The organism is Leisingera sp. NJS204 (genome assembly GCF_004123675.1).
Taxonomy (GTDB): domain Bacteria; phylum Pseudomonadota; class Alphaproteobacteria; order Rhodobacterales; family Rhodobacteraceae; genus Leisingera.
In genome coordinates this window covers 3,216,710-3,235,143 of record NZ_CP035417.1, presented here as the reverse complement: position 1 = coordinate 3,235,143, position 18,434 = coordinate 3,216,710, and the positions used below count along the sequence as shown (strand labels likewise).

Below are 18,434 nucleotides of genomic sequence, written 5' to 3'. Positions count from 1 at the left end.
CTGGTCTTACGCCTCATGCCGAGCCAGCCATTCGCGGATAGCGTCCACCCGGACCAGCCGCCGCGTGCCGATCTTGATGCTGGGCAGATCGCCTTTGGCCAATGCCGCGTAAAGCGTCGTGCGCCCGATGCCCGCAAGGCGCGCCGCTTCGTCCGGGGATACAGCGATAGGGGCATGTTTCGGGGTTGGTTCGTTCAGGTCTGTCATGGTTCAAACTCCATCATTTGAAGATGGGTGAACCGTCGCGGACGTTGGGTGGATCAAAACAGGGCTTGGGTTTCCATCCAGTTTTCATCCACCCCGAAATTCCGAAACATAGGCCTTTACCGTAGACAGACTGGGGGCGGCCTCATTTGGGTAAAGCCTCCGATATTCCAACAAAACGGCCTTGGCCTCTTCGTTTCGCCCCTTCTCTGCCACAACCTGCGCAGCGCGTTCTGCAAGCAATTCGTGAAAGCGCTCGCGGTAGACGCTGGGTCGCCCGCCGGTCGGCCTTGGCGGCGCGCCGACGGCTTCGGCCACGCTCACAATCTTCCTTAGGCACGCAGCCCCTAAGGCCATCTGCACCATCGTAGCGAGGGTGTAGGTTGCGGCGTCACGAAACGGCAAATGGCCAGCGGCGGTGACGACAAGGGCGTAGTCGCGCCGGATTTCAGCGCGCAGGGCGTTGCCAAGGCTGACCAGATCATCGTCAGTTCGAAGGCGGGTATGGAAGTAAACCACCGCACGTCCGCCGGGTGTATCCACCAGCCCGACGCGCCATGTCTGCGGTCCGAGTTGCGATATGCCGCCCGGCGGACACTCGAAGGCGGCGTGTAGGTGTTCCACCAGCGCGGCAAGGTTGGGACGGACGGCAACAAGGTCCGCACGCTCAACGGGAACAAGGCCTAGGTCGGGGCAAAAATGGCCATATGACCCGAACTCGAATTTGATCTCGGCGTCGTGCGGCAAATCGCAGTTCTCACAAAGCACCGACTGCACCAAGCCATCGTCTTCGAGCAAACCTGCATCAAGCAATGCGCCAAATCTTGCATCATCGCGATAGGCCCGCGCAGCGACCTTCCCGGCCTGCCCTATGATGTCGCAGAGCAAGGAAACCGCGTTCAATCAGTCGTCCTCGATCACATCAATTTCAGGCGACGGGGGCGCAATCAGGTTCCACCGCTCCAACAGCTTGAGCACCAATTGGCGGTCTGCTTCCGTCTTGTTGGGGATCGTCGTGGTATTCGGACTGCGCAAGGTCACGGTCAGCGTGCGGCGGCGCTTGCCATCTTGCGCCGCTATGACAATCCGCAGCGTGGCAGAGACGATCTGCCATCCACCGGCCTTGAGCGGAGAAACCTGCCCAAAGCGTCGGTCGAGGAATTGATAGATCGTTTCGCCATCACCGCGTTTCTCAAAGCGGGTAAAGCCGCCGCCGGTTGAGAAAAAGTCAAGTGACGACACCTCGACGCGTTCGAAACCATCCGCCGGTTCAACCGGAAACGCAGGTTGGGATCGCAACGTGTGAAGCAACACATCTCGGCGCGGGGCTTCGACCGGCGGGTCAGACCCCGGCGCGAAGTGCTTTGAAAAGGCCTGTGCATATTCATCACGGACCTTTTTTCCACCTGCGGCGCAAATCTCGACAATGCGTTCGGCAGGGTTGCAGGCAATACCCACCTCTAAGACCCGCTGAAACACTTGCCGCTCCAAGCCTTCGGAAGCGCCAAAGGTCAGTTCACTTGCGGCGCGGTCTTCCACATAGATTGTGGCCTGAACAATCTCGGTTTCTTCACCCGTGATGGGGTGAATACGAACCGCCTGCTACCAATCCGCCTCGCGTTTGCGGTGTGCTGGCAGGTTTAAAATCTCTATCGCCTCGCCCACAAAAGCCGCGCGCGCCGCGTCATCCTCCAAGGCCCAAGCCGTTCCATCGTCGTCAAACTGGAAAGCCGACCAGTTCCTGCCGCCTGTGCGCCGGTTTAATGAGGCCTGCACCGCAACCCGCTCAAAGGCTTGGGGATGATCCAGCGCCAGCATCAAGAGCACGTCTTGCACGCCCTCAGAGCCTTCGAGGTCAATTCCCATCACCGGGCAAACCTGTTCGGCGCTGATCATCACCGCGTCATTGGACAGGCTGGCCAGATGATCCAGTTCGGCCTTGAGGCGGTCTTGCAGCCGGTCGGGCAACTCATCAATCACCGCGTTAAGATCAGCGACAAAGGCCTTGCCTCGCCCAGCGCTGTTCCAGTCGAAATCCACGGGCATTTCGACGCCCGTTACCTCAAGAAAAGTCTTTAACCGCGCGCTGGGCGCTTTGCGTAGAAAACCACTGTATGATGCCATATATTCTGTGCCTAAAAATAAAAGTCATACACAATATGGTGTTCACGGGGGTTCCTGACAAGGCGTTGGCGTTCAGATTTCCGCTGGCAACTTAGTCGATATCCAGCGCGGGTAAGGCGTCTACGATCTTCATCGTCTCCAAACTCACCGTGATTACCCGTTGGAACAATTCCAACGGATAGCGCGGATCGCCGACTGTTTCATTGGCGTAGTCATTGGCATCGTTGATGATTCCGCTAGCCTTGTCCTGTTTGACCACTTGGCGGTCCATGACCCAGTCGAGGGCGGGTTTCCCGTTCACCACGTAATCATAGGCCTCCAAGGGAATATTCTGCATGGTGATGTTGCCATTGTAGATCACGGTGCACTTGTCGCGGGCTTTTGCGGTGCCGCCGTGCTTCATTTTGGTCACGCGATAGAAGGCCACCGGGTCGGCTTGTGCTTCGTTGATCAGGGCGTGGTCGCCTTCCTTGAACGTGACCATATAAGGATCGACGCTTTCAAAGTTCACATGCAGATCACCCAGCGCGCGGCCTGCGTCGCGGAAGGCGGCGAAATCGGCAAAGCTTTTGACCGCCGGGATGCGGGGGAGCTGTTTGGCGAGGTTGTTTTTGAATCGCTCGCGGTAGTCCGGCGAATGCAGCAGGCCGTAGATGTAAAAGAACAGGTCTTCCTTGCTGATCTCTTCCCCCGGATAGGCGGCTTGGAATTGCGCGAGGCCTTCGTCAGTGATTGCGTCGCGGCGGGTGAGGCCGCTGGCCTGATTTCCCGCTGCAGCGAAGAGACCGTCATCGGGTTGGGTTTCCTCAAAAAGGTAGAGAGGGAAACACTGGCCAGTGTCATGATGGTGAAAATTTGGCAGCTTATTCACCAACAGCGCCGAGAAACCGGTTTTCACACCGATGCCGGTTAGGTGGATAACAAGGTTCTGGGACTCAACATCTGGGAAGATTCGCGGCATTTGGTAGACACGTTCGTTCAGGCGACGATCAAAATATTGCCACTGACTCTGGAACGGACGATAGATTGCTGGTCGAATGCCATCTGCTTCAAATTCAAGAGCTTTAGATCGTCTTAAGTCTGCCTTGAGATTTCCCGTCCAGCTGATCTTGCGACCATCATCGCTGACAAATTTGTTTACATCGACAGGCTGTCCGGCAGCTTCATATCGTGCGATCTCAGAATTGTAGAAGTCCACCATGCGTCGCATGTTTTCAGAAAGCTTGGAGCGACTGTAGTTATATGCCCACGCGTCTCGCGCACTCAGGATGCCTTGTGAATAGTTCTCGAAAAGGCCTTGTTCATCACCACGCTTTGCGCCGAGGACCGGAAACTTGTCAAAGCTGCGATCCACCTGATCCAGCCAGTCATTGTTTTCATCCGGCGTGATGTTTTTCCAGCCGTTGGCTTTCGAAACACCATCAACCGAGCCGAAGTTCCGAATGATAGAAAGCTTCTGCTTCTGATCGAGATAGTCGCCAATGTCGTGGAAATGGATGCGCCCGTGTGTGGTGGCATCGGGGTTCTTTACGAGCACCGAAATTGCAATCGGCGCACGACTGCCCGAACCGAAAATCTTTCCGCCTTCCTTTCGTGACAGCTCACCAGAAGTGCGTTGATTGCCACGCAAATGGAAGATGTAGAGGTCGCTGAACTCTTCGGCGAGGCATTTGCGCATCCCATCAGCAGCGTTTCCGTCAATCCAGCCCGCATTAGTCACATATGCCATGACGCCCGCATCTCCAATGCGCTCGCTCGCCCAACGGAAAGCGCGGATATAGCTGTCATAAAGTGCTTTCTGTAGCGTCGCATTCGATGCAGCGGCATAGGTGTCGCGGATACGACCATCTAGTTGTGGATATTCAATATTCTTGGCGTTGTCGTTTTCGCTTTTCTGCCCCGCCGAATAAGGCGGGTTGCCGATGATCACGCGGATATCCAAGGCCTTTTGCTTGGTTCGGCGCTCCGAGTTGTCGGGCAGAAGGTTCGCCACCATGTCGCGTTCCTGCTCGTACATCTGGAAGGTGTCGGTTAACAGGATGCCCTCGAACGGGTCATAGGGTGCGTTGCTAGACAGAGAGCCATAGGCCAGTTCGTGATAGACCGTCTCGATGTTCACGGCGGCAATATAGTAGGCCAGAAGCACGATCTCGTTGGCGTGAATCTCCTGCTTGTATTTGTGCTCCAACTCGTCCTGCGCGATCAGGCCGGATTGCAGCAGGCGGGTGATGAAGGTGCCCGTGCCGGTGAAGGGGTCAAGGATATGCACGCCCTTGGAGCCTAGAGTTTGGCCGAACTGCGATTTCAGTACGTCATTGACCGAGTGGATGATGAAATCCACCACCTCGACCGGCGTATAGACGATGCCAAGCCGCGCAGTGAGCACGGGGAAGGCGGTGCGGAAGAATTTGTCGTAAAGCTCGGTGATCAGAGTCTGGCGGCCCTGCGCGGTCTTCACGTCCGCCGCGCGGCGTTCCACGCTGGCGTAGAACTTGGCGAGGCTGTCGGATTCTTTCTCCAGATTGTGTTCGTGCAACTGGCTCAGCACGATCTCCATCGCGCGGGAGACGGGGTTTTCCTTGGTGAAGCGGTGGCCTTTGAATAGTGCGTCAAAGACTGGCTTGGTGATGAGGTGCTGGGCCAGCATCTCGATGGCCTCTGCCTCGGAAATCTCGGGGTTCAGGTCGTCTTGCAGTTCCTCAAGGAAGGCCATGAAGGCGGTGCGTTCCGGCCCGTCCTTGGCGACGATGGTGGTGATGCGGGTGATGTGGGTCTGGGCGATCTTGGCGATGTCCTTGGCCCAGGTATCCCAATATTCGCGGGTGCCGCATTTCTCGACGATCTTGGCCATGATGGCGCGGGTGAATTCGTCGAAGGCAAATTCGCCCTGAACTTCAGGGGGGAGTGTTGAGCGTGTGGCGACGTCATCACCGATATTGGCCTTAGCACTTGCCGCCTTGGTTTTGGTGGTTTTAATGTCATCAACAACGGCGGTGAGTTCTTTCAACTCGGTCTCTGAGGAGATACGTACAAAGTCCACCTTGTCGCTAATATCCTCGCCCAGCTTGGCTTGATTGATGCGCGCGTCCAGACGCTCATCATGCGCCCTGAGGGCGTTCAGGATTTGCCAAACAACCTTGTAGCGCTCGTTGTCGTTTAGTGCCTGCTCGGGCGTTGTGTTGGCCGGTATAGCGATGGGCAGGATCACATACCCCATCTTTTTACCTTCCGCGCGTCGCATTACACGCCCAACGGATTGCACCACGTCGATCTGGCTTTTGCGCGGGTGCATGAACATGATCGCATCAAGGGCAGGCACATCTACACCCTCGGACAATACCTTTGCATTGGTGAGCAAGCGGCTTGTGCCTTCGGGGGTATCGGCCTTGAGCCAGTCCAGCATTTCTTTGCGTTTGCTGGCGTTGTCGCTGCCGTCAATGTGGCGGACGCTGGTGGCAAGATGGTGCGGATCTTCGATCAGGTCGCTGCCAGTGTATTCATCGATAACCTTGGAGAACTCGCTTTCAATGGTTTTGGACTTAGCGATTGTCTGGCAAAACACCAAAGCGCGTTTCATCGGCTTCGGGTCAAACTCCAAGTCTGCCGCCAAGTTCTCCTTGGTGAGCGCCTTGTAGCACCCGATAATCTTGGTGGCGTCGTCGAGTTTGAGTTCGGAGCCTTCCTTGAGGCGGTTTTGGATTGTGTCTGAGATAAGTCCCTCATCCACCGCCAAAACCACAACTTTGTAGTCGGTCAAAAGATTGCTCTGAACCGCCCAGCCAAAGCCACGGTGAAACAGGTCTTCGCCGAACTTCTTGGGGTCGTCCATAGATGCCAATTCAGCATCATGATCATCCGCTTTGCGCTTCGCCCCATCACCAAATACGCGAGGCGTCGCAGTCATGTAGAGGCGCTTGTTTGCCTTCACAAACTCGTTGTCGTGAATACGCACAAATGTGCTTTCATCTTCATCCTTGAGCGTAACACCCGTAGTCCGGTGGGCTTCATCGCAGATCACCAGATCAAATTCTGGAAGGCCGTGGTCGCGCTGGGCGCGGGTCAGAACGTCAATTGAATGGTAGGTAGAGAATACCACAGTCATGCGCTCACTCGGTGCGCTCGCCACTTGGCTGGCAAGTTTCGCTGCATCTGTCGTCGCGGGAAACGCTAGGTCGTGAATGTTCAGGTCCAGACTATCAGCGTCTTTACGTTGCCCGACCTTCGCATCAGAACATGCAGAGAAAGCGGTGAAGTCTGTTTGGCAATCATTCTTCCATTCGGTCACGGTCTGAGCCATGAGGGCAAGCGACGGAACCATGAACAAGACCAGCTTGCCACGACCTGCAAGCGTCTCTGCAATTCTTAGTCCCGTGAAAGTTTTGCCCGTGCCGCACGCCATAATCAGCTTGCCACGGTCCGCCACCTCAAGACCGCTCTGGACGGCTTCCAGCGCTTCTTGTTGGTGCTCTCGCAGTTCTTTCTTGGGGCCGGTCGAGATGTTGCCAGTTCTAAAGAATTGCGCCCAATCAATCGGGCTTGCTTCCAAATCGCTTATCCCGATGCGGTTCCAATCCTTTGATAGATTTTTGAGCGTATCGTTTGCGTTCTTGCCAAAATCCTTGAGTGTTGTGTCAACGATTACAAGGCGGGCAAAAGTGTCATTGGATGCCGCCGAGATGAAGCTATCAATATCGGGTTTTTGGATTGTGTGATTTGGTGCATAGAACTTACATTGAATAGCTGCAAAGCCAGAACCGTCTGATAGTTCTGCAACGAGGTCGATCCCCGTGTCGTTGCCCTTCCATCCGTTTTGGCTGGCCCAGTCGGAAAACCGCCAAACCTCTGAATAGTATTGCTTTTGAGTGTTGTCGTTTTTTAAAAAGAGCCGAACAAGGTCCTCAAAGTAATCACCTTTTTCTCGTTCACTTCTCGACGCGGCCCGGAAGCCGTCTAGAATCTCACCAATCTTCATCTCGTGATGCTCGTACCTAAAAATTCAACTTTACCGCGATAGAATAGAAACGGTCAGGGAAGTGCAACCACGTTCGCTCCCAGATCGCGGCGGGTGGCAGTTGAAGACCATGCCGTCATAAGATCGCGGCGTTTGTCGAAGAGGTCAGACCGGGCATAGGCCGCTTCGGCCTTGTCCTTTATTCCATGCGCCAGCGCCGCCTCGATCACCTCACGCGGGAAGCCCGTTGTCTCGCCAGCCCAATCGCGGAAGGTCGAGCGGAAGCCATGCACGGTGATCGCGTCGCGCCCCATTCGGCGCAGCACGGCGGTCATGCTCATATCAGAGATCGGCTTGCCCGGTTTGCTTTCGCTTCCAAAGATCAGCGCCGCGTCGTCCCGCTTGGGACCAAGGCAGGCGATTGCCTCCGGCGTCAGGGGAACGCGGTGTTCCTTGCCCGCCTTCATCCTTTCCGCCGGGACCGTCCAGAGTTTCGCGTTCAGATCAATCTCGGCCCAAGTCGCGCCGCGTGTCTCGCCGGAACGTGCCGCCGTCAGGATCGTGAAGCCCAGCGCCCGCGCCGCAACGCCCGCGCGCCCAGACAGGTCTTCCATGAACTCGGCAATCTTGGCATGGGGCAAGGCGGGGTGGTGTTTTACCGCCTTCACCTTGGTCGGCTTGGGCAGCAGGTGGTCAAGATGCCCACGCCAACGCGCGGGGTTGTCGCCGGTGCGAATGCCCAGCGCAGAGGCGTAGTCCAATACGGCCTCAATCCGCTGACGCACCCGGTTGGCGGTTTCTGGCTTGGCGGTCCAGATAGGTTTGAGAACGCCCATCACGTCCGCCGTTTCGATACGCGCCACCTGCATCCGACCAAGGCCGGGGAACACGTAGGCCTCAAGTGTCGAGGTCCATTGCGCCGCGTGTTTGGCGTTCTTCCAGCCGGGGCGTTTGCTTTCGATCAGTTCGAGTGCGGCATCCTTGAAGGTCTTGGGTTGGGCTTGCCGTTTCTTGGCAATCGGGTCTTCGCCCTCTTGGATCATGCGCCTTGCTTGCAACGCCCCGTCGCGCGCCATGGCCAGCGATACCTCGGGATAGGCCCCAAGCCCCAGATCGTGCCGCTTGCCCATCACTTGATACCGCAGCACCCAAGACCGCGCGCCAGAGTCTTTGACATAGAGAAACAGGCCGCGCCCATCACCATGCCGTCCGGGGCCAGCCGTTTCCACTTTGCGCGCGCTCAATGCCATATCGTTCCCACATATGTTCCCACACTTGAAACCGATTTAGGGTGAACACCTACGAACTGCAAGAGCGGCGTGTGAATTTATCTTATTGTTTTTGTTTACGTTTAGAGAATGCGTGGAGACACCGGCGAACCGAGGCAAACCGCAATCATACGGACTTCGTCTCCGCCACCTACCAATTTCATTGATATGCAATGGGCGGCGATTTACGACTGTAAGTCCCTGGACGAGCGTAGTGATTTGCGGTCGTTGCTTTTTTCGTTTTTCTTCGATTTGATCGGCTTCTGTTCACATCGTGGTATAAAATGTGGTGCTTTCGATGGCTTGTACCTCTGGAAAGCTCACCAAGAACTTGGTCCGAACACTTGGTCCAGGGCGTCACGGTGATGGCAATGGGCTTTATCTCGTAGTTGATCCATCAGGGGCTCTGTTGCACAAATTGTGTGATGTGCGTGGTTACCCCTTCCCCGAACGGACTTATCCTGCAGCTTCCGTGACCGGTATGCCGAGCGCGGTGTAGCCGTTCAGGACGGCGATGCGGATCTGGACCTCGGCGGCCTGACGGTCGAAGTCCCGTGCCACGAGCCGCTGGCCCAACAATTTCATGCAGTGCATCCAATCGCCGGGAAAACGATTCCCCGGATCGTTTTCTGGCCCGGCTCATATCTCGACGCGGCTTCGGCGGTGGTATCCGCTCCATCGCCGCCAAAGGGCTCGGCCGAGGTATTTGGATGCGCGCAGGGCTTCGTTGCGAGCTCCGGCTCCGGCAGTGATAGTCTTCCACGGCTTCGCGTTCTTGCGGGGCGGAATGACCGCAGCAGCGCCGCGCTCGGCGATCACATCATGGCACTTGCGCGTACCGCAGGCGCCATCTGCCGTGACGCTACCGATCTCCTGTTCGTCGGGGATTTGGTCGGGAAGGTCAGGCAGGATCGGCGCTTGGGGCCGCCCGCTGCCCGGCAGCACATGCATGGCATGTGCGAGAGGGGGTTTGCGGGCGTGCCATTCGCCTTCACCTTCAACTTTGACCCCGGTGCTGTCCGCTGCCCGGCAGTGCATCACGCAGTGATGTCACGAGAGGGGATCAGCAGGTGCAGCGGCCCCTTGGAGCCGCGATAGGGGATGTTCACGGCCAGGCTCTTCCGGCGGCGGGACAGGGTGCTGAAGTCTGGCACCGTCCAGTAGAGACCGGCCAGCCGCAACAGGCTCTCGACGAACCCGGTCGCCTGCCGGAGCGCCATGCCGAACAGCAGCTTCATCGTCAGGCGGGTCTGGATGGCAGCATCGCTGTAGGTCTGCTGGCGGCCGCGCCTGCCTGCCGGCACGGCATCCCAGCTCATCCCGGGGTCGAATCAGATCGTCAGCGCGCCACGGCGCTTGAGTGCTTCATTGTAGGCTGGCCAGTTCCTGGTCCTGTAGGTCGAGGGTGTGGGTCTGCTCTTACATCCTAGCTAACACGCTGGTTTCAGAAGATGAATCCGTCACCGGATTTATGCAGCAGAGCTTCATCGGCGGCAAAGAAACTTTGCGGCAGATCCAAACTGACTTTGCCGAGTTGGTCTCGGAGCGGTTCGGGCTGGAGCGCGGCAGGGAACGGAGCCAGGCCAAGCACACTACCCTGCGTGAGTACTATGCGTTGGCGAACCAGAAACCAGAGTCCGATCTTGAGATCGCACGGCATGACCGCCTGTCATGCGAGTCCCACTGCGGCCGGTGCCAAGTTGATGGGTGGTTGCCTGCTCTCCTGATGATAGAACGATGATCCGCGTTTGCAGTGCTGCGCGCGCAGATCCGTCGCGACGTGCGCGGCTTTTCCCATAGCCATTAGCAAACAAGTAGTTCACCGAGCTGATCAGATCTGGCGTTGCCGCCGTCATCTCATCAAGTGGCAAGAGCAGATCGCTGTGATCGGCCAATGTCGCCTCGGCTCCGTTTTCCGTCATGCGCCAATTGCGAACAAACCCTTCGGTTCCGCCGTCGCCCCACACAGACCCGGCCAGCATCAGAAATGTAGTCTTGCCGCGCGAGCTTTGCCCAAAGAGGTGAAATCCGCCACCTTGGCGATCCAGAAGCCGCAGCAAGGGGGCCGCAAGCGCTGCACTGATAGCAAAACATGCACGGCTGTTACTTTCGGCGTAACAGGCGAGTTCGCGCCATTCCTCTAATTTTCCCGACTGTGCCAAGAAGTGCTGCCGCACGCTCATGTCGATCATGAGGTCGGTCTTTGACTGATCCGGCCGCAGATTTTTTTGCTGCAATGCAAAGCTATTACCATGCCAGCCAAGCCTGGTCGCAACGACCACGATCCGCGCAGCGTTGGTTGCCGCCGCTGCACGGAAGGGCCCAGGGCCTTTGCTGCAGGGGTCAGAACCGCAGGGACAGGCAGGACATGCCGCCGTCCAGTTTGGCGCAGTCGGTGTTGTCGATTTCAACAATCTGGTAGCCCGCCTTGTCGAGCATGTCTGCAGTGCGCGGGAAACCTGCTGCCATCAGCACCAGATTGTTGAACCTGATGGCATTTGCCGCCGCTTCCTCACCCTCGGCCACATGCAGCACACGGTAGCCTTTGAAGCAGCCGGAGGCGTCGAGGCGCTTGGTCGACAGGATTGTCTCGGCATCCATCAGCGAACAATCGGTCTTGAAGTGCAAGACGCCTTCCGGAGTGAAGACTTCGCGCAAGCTGTGGCCCCAACCGGCGGCGATTTCAGCAAGCTCGGCTACACCTGCGGCGTCGGTGCGGTCGGAGCGGCCAACCAGGATTTCGGTGCCGGTAACCAGGATGTCGCCGCCTTCGATATGGCCGGGGCCTTTGATTTCGCGGATGTCGCCGTAGCAGCCGCGCAGGGCCGGGGCCATTTCAGCCACTTCGCCCAGCCGCGACGGTGCGCCGGGGCGCATCAGGATGGCACCCTGAGGCAGGCACAGCGCCGTATCCTCGACAAACTGCGCGTCGGGGAAGGCGTCCAGCGGATCCAGTTCGATCACCTCGGCGCCTGTGCTGCGCAGGGCCGCGACATAGGCCGAATGGGCAGCCAGCATGCTGTCCAGATCCGGGTTGCCGATGTCCTCGGCGCGCAGTCCATTTGCAATGGAGGCGGCGGGGCGGCGGGTGATGGCGCGGGTGAACTCAAATGTGGGGTTTCGCATGGGGGTTACTCCTGTTCCGGAACGAGTCCGGCAATGTCGATTTCAAGTAGGGAGGGGGCGCCGCGGGTGCTGGCCTCGCGGAGTGCGGCGGCTATGGTTTGCGGGTCCATGGGCACGCGGGTGAAGGGGATGCCAAAAGATTTGGCCGCGGCCTCAAAATCCGGCGGGGTCGGGTCGCAGCCAACCACGGGGACGTCCACGGCCTTCATTGAGGCGGCGATTTCGCCGTAACCGCGATTGTTCCAGAGGACAAAGGTGATGGGCAGGTCTTCGTCCACTGCTGCCATGATCTCTGGCAGCGAGAACTGCGCGCCGCCGTCGCCGGCAATGCAGATCACTGGTGTGTCCGGTGCGGCGATGGCGGCGCCGATCGCAGCGGGGATGCCAAAGCCAAGCGCGCCGTATCCGGTGGCGGCATTGAACCAGCCGCCGGGGCGGTCGTGGTCGTAGTAGAGGTTGCCGGCATAGATCGGCTGGGTGGAATCGCCGACCATCAATGAGCCGGGAACTGCGGCGCGCATGGCGTTCAGCACCTCGACCTGGCGGCGGTAGTCCGGTCCGATTTCCTCATAAGCAGCGGCGCGGGCGTGTTGCGCACGTTCAGCGCCCTGGCCTTGTTTCGCTGGTCCGGGCAGGGCGGAGAGAAGTGCCGCGGCGGCGTCTTCTGCGCGGCCCGTGACGGCCAGCGCGGTTTCATGCCGGGCCAGCTGCGCGGGGCAGATATCTACCCGGATCAGCCCTGCCATCCGGGGCATGCTGCCGGTGGCGTACATGTCATAGTCGGTTGGTCCCAATTCGGTTCCCAGGGCCAGCACGCAATCGGCGTCGCCGATCAGGGCGCGGGTGGCTTGCAGGCTGGGGCTGGCTGGAACGGTCAGCGGGTGGCCGTGCATCAGGCCGCGGGCGTTTACGGTTTGCACGACGGGGGCGTCCAGGCGTTCGGCCAGGGCTTGGAGGCCTGCACCCGCCGTCTTCATGCCGCCGCCGGCCAGGATCACGACATTTGCTGCCGCGGATAGCCGGTTTGCGGCCTTGGTGATCAGGTCCGGGTCCAGCTGCGGCGGGGGCGGGGGCAGTGCATTTGCGCCGCCGTCGGATGCGGCGCCTGCGACGTCCAGCGGGACTTGTATGTGCGTGGGGCCGGGGCGGCCGGCGGAGAAGGGGGCAAAAGTGTGATCCAGCGCTGCCTCCAATCCGGCAGGGTGCGCCACGTGTTCCGACGCCAAAGCCACGGTCTTGGCAAGGGCGTGCTGGTCCGGCAGCTCGTGCAGGTGGCCGAGGCCCATGCCGAGGGTGCCGTTGGCGTTGACGCCCGAGACCACCAGCATCGGCACCGAATCCGCCCGCGCCTGGGCCATCGGGGTCAGCGTGTTGGTGAGACCGGGGCCGGTGATCACAAAGGCGACGCCCGGCTGGCCGCAGACGCGGGCGTAACCGTCGGCCATGAAGCCTGCGCCCTGTTCGTGGCGGGGGGTGATGTGGCGGATGCCGGAATCTGCCAGCCCGCGGTAAAGCTCAACCGTGTGGACGCCAGGGATCCCGAACACGCAGGAAACCCCGCGTTTCTGCAACCCTGCGACCAGAGCCTCACCAACTGTTTTTGCGGTCATGCGACGCTCCTTGCCTTGCGGTTTGCGTGGGCGGTGATCCGGTCCAGGGCGGTGGCAAAGCTGCTGTCGTCAATTGTAAGCGCGACGCGCACCCAGTTTTTAAGGCTGCCGCCAAAGGCGGAGCCGGGCATCAAGGCGACGCCGCTGTCCAAAAGGTCCCAAGCGTAGGCATCACCGTCCAGGCCAGTGGCCGAGACGTCGATAAGGGCAAACATGCCGGCTTCGGGACGGTGGACGCGCAATTCTGTCTCGCTGTGCAAGCGCTGGACCAGCAGGTCGGCGCGGGCAGCAAAACGGGCGGCCATGCCGGGGGCAACCGCGGAGCCATCGCGCACGGCTTTTTCAGTCATGTCAGCGATAAAGGGCTGATTGCCGAACAGCATGGTTTCCGACACTGGCAGCAGCGCGGTGCAGAAGGCCGCAGGCCCGGCGCACCAGCCGCTGCGGAAGCCCGGTGCGGCGTGGGATTTGGAGATCGATGAGACCGCGATCACCCGCTCCGCCAGGGCAGGATCAGAGAGCGGCGAGATGAACTCTGCGCCCTCGAAAATCAGATGCTCGTAGACCTCGTCAGAGATGATCCAGAGGTCATGCTTGATCGCCAGCGCGCCGATTTCGCGCAGGTCTTCCGCGGTCAGGATGGCGCCGGTCGGGTTGTGCGGGGTGGTCAGCAGGATCGCGCGGCTGCGGGGTGTGATGCGCGCGGCAATGTCGCTGGCCTGCATCCGGAACCCGGCTTCAGGCCGCAGCGGCACAGGTACCATGTCCGCACCGGAGGCGCGGATCACACCCTCGTATGTCGCATACATCGGGTCGCCCACCAGCACCTCGGTGCCGGGTTCCGCAACGCCCTGCAGCACCGCATAAAGCGCAGTCTGGGTGCCGGGGAAGCAGAGGATGTTCTCCGGCCCGAAATGACGCCCGCGGCTGGCAGTATAGGCATCGGCCAGCGCGGTGCGCAGGCGGGCTTCGCCGCGCCCGTCGGAATAGCCGGTGCGGCCGGCCTGCATTGCCTGCGCGGCGGTCTGGATCAGGTCCGGCGGGGTGGGCACGTCAGGCTCGCCGATGGTCATCTCAACCAGATCGGCACCGGCTTCGGCCAGTTGGCGCGCCTTCAGGTGCACCTCCCATTTGCCACCGCCCAATCCGGCGAGCCGCTCGGTGATTGCTGTCAGCTTCATGACGTTCCCGCCCCTTGTTCCAAATCAAGTCCTGTCATTGCGGCAATGGATTGCCGCCCGATTTCTGCCAGTTCCCCCGGTGCAAAAGCATCGGGCAAGGCACCGCCCTCCAGCCACAGCCCGTCGATCAGCGCGTTGCAGGCAATCGCCAGCTGGCGCAGCCGTGCGGGCGGGGCCGGGCGGCCGGCTTCCTCGAGTGCTGCGGTGATCAGCGCCTCCAGCTGGTCGCGGAAATAGGCATAGGTGCGTTCGTGCGTCGCCTTCATCTGCGGATCCTGCTGTACCTTGTTGAGGAAGCTGGCCCAAAGCGCGATGGCGCGCGGGTCCACCACCGGCGGCGTCAGCGAGGCATTCACCAAGGCAGTGAGCCGGGCCAGTGCCGTGCCTTCGGTGCCGGCAGCCGGGGCAAAGGTCTGGTCGGTCATGGCCGTCATGTGGTGTTCGTAGGCGGCGGTGATCAGCTCTTCCTTGGAGCTGAAATAATGCCGGATCAGCCCCTGGGTTACGTCGGCGCGCTCGGCAATGCCCCGCACCGTGGCCCCGCGCACGCCGTTTTCCGCCACCAGCTCCAGTGTGGCCAGAATCAGCGCTTCCTTCCGGGATTCGGCGGATTCGCGTTTGAATTTGCGGCGCTCGTCGGTCACCTCAGCTCCTGTTAATTGCCTGGCATAGAAATTATACGCTTGCATAATTACGCGAGTCGCGGCTTACTGCAATCGGAAAATTCGGGAAGACGCAACTATGGACACAGCCGCTGCCGCCTCATCAGCTTTGGAAACTGACGCGCGCCGTGAGGCGATCCGGGTTGAGGATCTGCACAAGTCGTTCGGCAATCTGGAGGTGTTGAAAGGCGTGTCGCTGACCGCCCGTCAGGGCGATGTGGTGGCGATCATCGGCGGCTCAGGGTCGGGCAAGTCGACCATGCTGCGCTGCATAAACTTTCTGGAGACGCCGAGTTCGGGCAAGATCGTGATCGGCGGCGAGGACGTGGCGATGCGGGGCGACGGCACCCCGGCCAATCAGAAGCAGATCGAGCGCATCCGCACCAAGCTGGCGATGGTGTTCCAGCAGTTCAACCTGTGGACCCACCGGACCTTGCTGGAAAATGTGATCGAGGTGCCGGTGCATGTGCTGAAAGTGCCCAAGGCCGAGGCCATTGCCCGTGCGCATGAGCTGCTGAACCGGGTTGGTTTGGGCGGCAAAGAGGACACTTACCCCGCCTATCTGTCCGGCGGCCAGCAGCAGCGGGCGGCGATCGCCCGGGCGCTGGCAGTGGACCCGTCGGCGATGCTGTTTGACGAGCCGACCTCAGCCCTGGACCCGGAACTGGTGGGCGAGGTGCTGACGGTGATCCGCGATCTGGCCGCCGAGGGGCGCACCATGCTGCTGGTCACCCACGAGATGAAATTCGCGCGCGAAGTCGCGAACCACGTTGTCTATCTGTACCAGGGCCGCATCGAAGAGCAGGGACCGCCTGCCGAGGTCTTTGGCAATCCGCAATCAGAGCGGCTGAAGCAATTCTTAAGCTCGGTCGCCTGATCCACTACCACCACAATAATAATCAACTGGGAGAGAAGAATGAAACTGAAAGCATTGCTTGCCGCGGCCACCGCAGCCGCCGCCCTGACTGCTGGCGCCGCTGCTGCGGAACAGGTAAAGATCGGCATCGCCGCCGAGCCCTATCCGCCGTTTGCATCGCTCGACAGCTCCGGCAACTGGGTCGGCTGGGAGGTCGAGATGATCGGCGCAGTTTGCGCCGCGGCTGAACTGGACTGCGTGATAACGCCGGTGGCCTGGGACGGCATCATCCCGTCGCTGACCGGCCAGCAGATCGACGCCATCATGGCCTCTATGTCGATCACCGAGGAGCGGCTGAAGACCATTGATTTCAGCGATCCCTATTACAACACACCGGCGGTGATCGTGGCGGACAAGTCGATGGATATCGCGCCGACCCCGGACTCGCTGGCGGGTAAGATCGTGGGCATTCAGGCCTCGACCATCCACCAGGCCTATGCGCAGGAGTACTTTAAGGATGCCGAGCTGAAGGTCTATCAGACCCAGGATGAGGCCAATCAGGATCTGTTTGCGGGCCGTATCGACGCAACCCAGGCGGACAGCATCGCAATGGCGGACTTCGTGGGTTCCGATACCGGCAGCTGCTGCGAGATCAAAGGCGCGGTTGCTGATGATCCGGCGATCCTGGGCCGCGGTGTCGGCGCTGGTGTGCGGCAGGGCGATGACGCACTGCGCGAGGCGCTGAACAAGGGTATCGCCGCAGTCCTGGCCGATGGCACCCATGAGAAGATCACTGCCAAATACTTCACCACCAGCATCTACTAAGCTGCTGCCATGACCGGACTGTTCGAATTACTGGGCCTTGGCGCCAGCGCAGAGCTGCTGTCGCTGTCGGGCTGGGGAGGCAACCTGCTGCGCGGGCTTGCCAATTCCTTGCAAATCGCCATTGGCGCCTATGGGCTGGGGCTGGTGATCGGGCTGTTCGGAGCTTATGGCAAACTTTATGGCGGGAAGGTCACGCGCGATCTTCTCGCCATTTACACCACGGTGATCCGGGCGGTGCCGGAACTGGTGCTGATCCTGATCCTTTATTACGTGGGCAGCGATATCATCAACAAGATCTCCGAAGGCTTGGGCGGCGGCCGGGTTGAGATTAACGGCGTTGCAGCCGGCATCTGGGTTTTGGGTGTGGTGCAGGGGGCCTATGCCACCGAAGTGCTGCGCGGCGCCATCCAGGCGGTCCCTGTGGGCCAGATCGAGGCAGCGAAATCCTATGGCATGCCGGGCTTCATGATCATGCGGCGGGTGACGATCCCGGCGATGATGAGCTTTGCGGTGCCGGGGCTGGCAAACCTGTGGCTGATCGCCACCAAGGACACCGCGCTGCTGGCGGTTGTCGGCTTTAATGAGCTGACGCTGGAGACCCGCCAGGCGGCCAGCAGCACGCGGGCCTATTTCACCTTTTTCCTGGCGGCCGGGTTCCTTTATCTGATGGTGACGCTGTGTTCCGGCGCGGTCTTTGCCCGGATTGAAAAATGGGCGCGGCGCGGCCAGCCCTCGCTGAGGGGGGGTACGTCATGACCGGCCTCAGGGATCTGATGCAGCCGCACCGTATTGTGATGATGCTGATCTTTGCGGCGCTGGTGATCTGGTGCGCGGTTTCGCTGCGCTGGGATTGGCTGCCGAAATATGCGCCGCTGGCGCTGGAAGGGCTGTGGACCACAATCTGGATCCTGGCGGCATCCCTAGTCATAGGTTTCCTGCTGGCGGTGCCGCTGGGGCTGGCACAGGCCGTTGGCCCCTGGTATCTGTCCGTTCCTGCGCGCACCTTCTGCACCATCATTCGCGGCACGCCTTTGCTGCTGCAGATCTGGCTGCTTTATTACGGGCTGGGCTCGCTGTTTCCGCAGTTTCCCTGGATCCGCTCATCCGAGCTGTGGCCGTACCTGCGGCAGGCCTGGCCCTATGCGGTGCTTGCACTGTCGCTGTCTTATGCGGGCTATGAGGGTGAGGTCATGCGGGGGGCGTTTTCCAGTGTTGCCAAGGGGCAGCTGGAGGCGGCAAAATCCTTTGGCATGCCGCGCTTCACCATGTTCCGCCGGATCTGGCTGCCGCAGGCAATCCGCAATGTGCTGCCGACCCTGGGTGGTGAAACCATCCTGCAGCTGAAGGCGACGCCGCTGGTGGCGACAATCACGGTGGTAGAGATCTATTCGGTATCCTCCCGCGTGCGGTCAGATACATTCATTGTCTATGAGCCGCTGTTGCTTCTTGCCGTGGTCTATATGGCGATTGCGGGCGTGATAACCCTGGCCTTCCGGCGGTTCGAGAAAGGCTGATCTGCCGGGTGGTTAGCCTGTCTTCCGGACCGTGGCCAAACGGCCCGGAATCTCTGATTTATCTGACATACATCAAATAACGGCACTGCAGTTCCCTCTAGTGTCAGCGGCGA

15 protein-coding genes and 2 pseudogenes are annotated in these 18,434 nt (G+C 60.0%); 5 read left to right on the top strand and 12 right to left on the bottom strand.

The window, feature by feature from the left end; genetic code table 11:
* Positions 1–6: 6 nt before the first annotated feature.
* The 7 genes and pseudogenes from ETW24_RS15750 to ETW24_RS15715 all read right to left on the bottom strand — a co-directional run.
* Positions 7–207 (bottom strand): helix-turn-helix domain-containing protein, encoded by a 201-nt coding sequence (locus ETW24_RS15750; protein ID WP_102804096.1) that lies wholly within the window; start codon positions 205–207, stop codon positions 7–9.
* An 84-nt stretch (positions 208–291) separates the two neighbouring features.
* Complete coding sequence (locus ETW24_RS15745) at positions 292–1,107, bottom strand: hypothetical protein (protein ID WP_129371930.1); 816 nt, start codon at positions 1,105–1,107, stop codon at positions 292–294.
* On the bottom strand, positions 1,108–1,743 hold the full coding sequence (locus ETW24_RS15740; protein WP_129371929.1) for a hypothetical protein: 636 nt from the start codon (positions 1,741–1,743) through the stop codon (positions 1,108–1,110).
* A gap of 63 nt (positions 1,744–1,806) precedes the next feature.
* Complete coding sequence (locus ETW24_RS15735; protein WP_129371928.1) at positions 1,807–2,250, bottom strand: hypothetical protein; 444 nt, start codon at positions 2,248–2,250, stop codon at positions 1,807–1,809.
* A gap of 169 nt (positions 2,251–2,419) precedes the next feature.
* Positions 2,420–7,300: a DEAD/DEAH box helicase gene (locus ETW24_RS15730; protein WP_129371927.1), complete on the bottom strand. Its 4,881-nt coding sequence runs from the start codon at positions 7,298–7,300 to the stop codon at positions 2,420–2,422.
* Between the two features lie 53 nt (positions 7,301–7,353).
* Positions 7,354–8,529, bottom strand: a complete 1,176-nt coding sequence (locus ETW24_RS15725; protein WP_205877289.1) for a tyrosine-type recombinase/integrase — start codon at positions 8,527–8,529, stop codon at positions 7,354–7,356.
* Positions 8,530–9,003: 474 nt separating this feature from the next.
* A pseudogene (locus ETW24_RS15715) lies at positions 9,004–9,965 on the bottom strand (transposase); the annotation flags it as partial.
* Between the two features lie 53 nt (positions 9,966–10,018).
* Between ETW24_RS15715 and ETW24_RS25240 the strand changes: the two are divergent.
* Positions 10,019–10,099: pseudogene (locus tag ETW24_RS25240) on the top strand (hypothetical protein); the annotation flags it as partial.
* Positions 10,100–10,139: 40 nt separating this feature from the next.
* On the opposite strand, the gene ETW24_RS15705 reads toward ETW24_RS25240, so the two are convergent.
* The 5 genes from ETW24_RS15705 to ETW24_RS15685 all read right to left on the bottom strand — a co-directional run bounded on the left by ETW24_RS15705 (position 10,140) and on the right by ETW24_RS15685 (position 15,108).
* Positions 10,140–10,829 carry a DUF927 domain-containing protein gene (locus tag ETW24_RS15705; protein WP_164982754.1) on the bottom strand — a complete coding sequence of 230 codons (690 nt, stop codon included), beginning with the start codon at positions 10,827–10,829 and terminating at the stop codon, positions 10,140–10,142.
* A gap of 61 nt (positions 10,830–10,890) precedes the next feature.
* Positions 10,891–11,673: an arginine deiminase family protein gene (locus ETW24_RS15700; RefSeq protein ID WP_129371925.1), complete on the bottom strand. Its 783-nt coding sequence runs from the start codon at positions 11,671–11,673 to the stop codon at positions 10,891–10,893.
* A gap of 5 nt (positions 11,674–11,678) precedes the next feature.
* Positions 11,679–13,283: a 5-guanidino-2-oxopentanoate decarboxylase gene (locus ETW24_RS15695; protein ID WP_129371924.1), complete on the bottom strand. Its 1,605-nt coding sequence runs from the start codon at positions 13,281–13,283 to the stop codon at positions 11,679–11,681.
* Positions 13,280–14,464 carry a pyridoxal phosphate-dependent aminotransferase gene (locus ETW24_RS15690; RefSeq protein ID WP_129371923.1) on the bottom strand — a complete coding sequence of 395 codons (1,185 nt, stop codon included), beginning with the start codon at positions 14,462–14,464 and terminating at the stop codon, positions 13,280–13,282. Before ETW24_RS15690 ends, ETW24_RS15695 begins: the two co-directional genes overlap by 4 nt.
* A complete protein-coding gene (locus tag ETW24_RS15685; RefSeq protein WP_254695634.1) occupies positions 14,461–15,108 on the bottom strand; it encodes a TetR/AcrR family transcriptional regulator in 648 nt (215 codons plus the stop codon). The genes ETW24_RS15690 and ETW24_RS15685 overlap by 4 nt, the downstream gene beginning before the upstream one ends.
* Before the next feature lie 97 nt (positions 15,109–15,205).
* On the opposite strand from ETW24_RS15685, the gene ETW24_RS15680 reads away from it, so the two are divergent.
* The 4 genes from ETW24_RS15680 to ETW24_RS15665 are packed head-to-tail and all read left to right on the top strand — an operon-like array spanning position 15,206 to position 18,321.
* On the top strand, positions 15,206–16,003 hold the full coding sequence (locus ETW24_RS15680; protein ID WP_129371921.1) for an ABC transporter ATP-binding protein: 798 nt from the start codon (positions 15,206–15,208) through the stop codon (positions 16,001–16,003).
* A 39-nt stretch (positions 16,004–16,042) separates the two neighbouring features.
* Positions 16,043–16,807 carry a transporter substrate-binding domain-containing protein gene (locus ETW24_RS15675; protein WP_129371920.1) on the top strand — a complete coding sequence of 255 codons (765 nt, stop codon included), beginning with the start codon at positions 16,043–16,045 and terminating at the stop codon, positions 16,805–16,807.
* 9 nt (positions 16,808–16,816) lie between these two features.
* Positions 16,817–17,563, top strand: a complete 747-nt coding sequence (locus tag ETW24_RS15670; RefSeq protein ID WP_129371919.1) for an ABC transporter permease — start codon at positions 16,817–16,819, stop codon at positions 17,561–17,563.
* Positions 17,560–18,321, top strand: coding sequence for an ABC transporter permease (locus ETW24_RS15665; RefSeq protein ID WP_129371918.1), 762 nt, complete (start codon positions 17,560–17,562; stop codon positions 18,319–18,321). Before ETW24_RS15670 ends, ETW24_RS15665 begins: the two co-directional genes overlap by 4 nt.
* Positions 18,322–18,434: the final 113 nt, after the last annotated feature.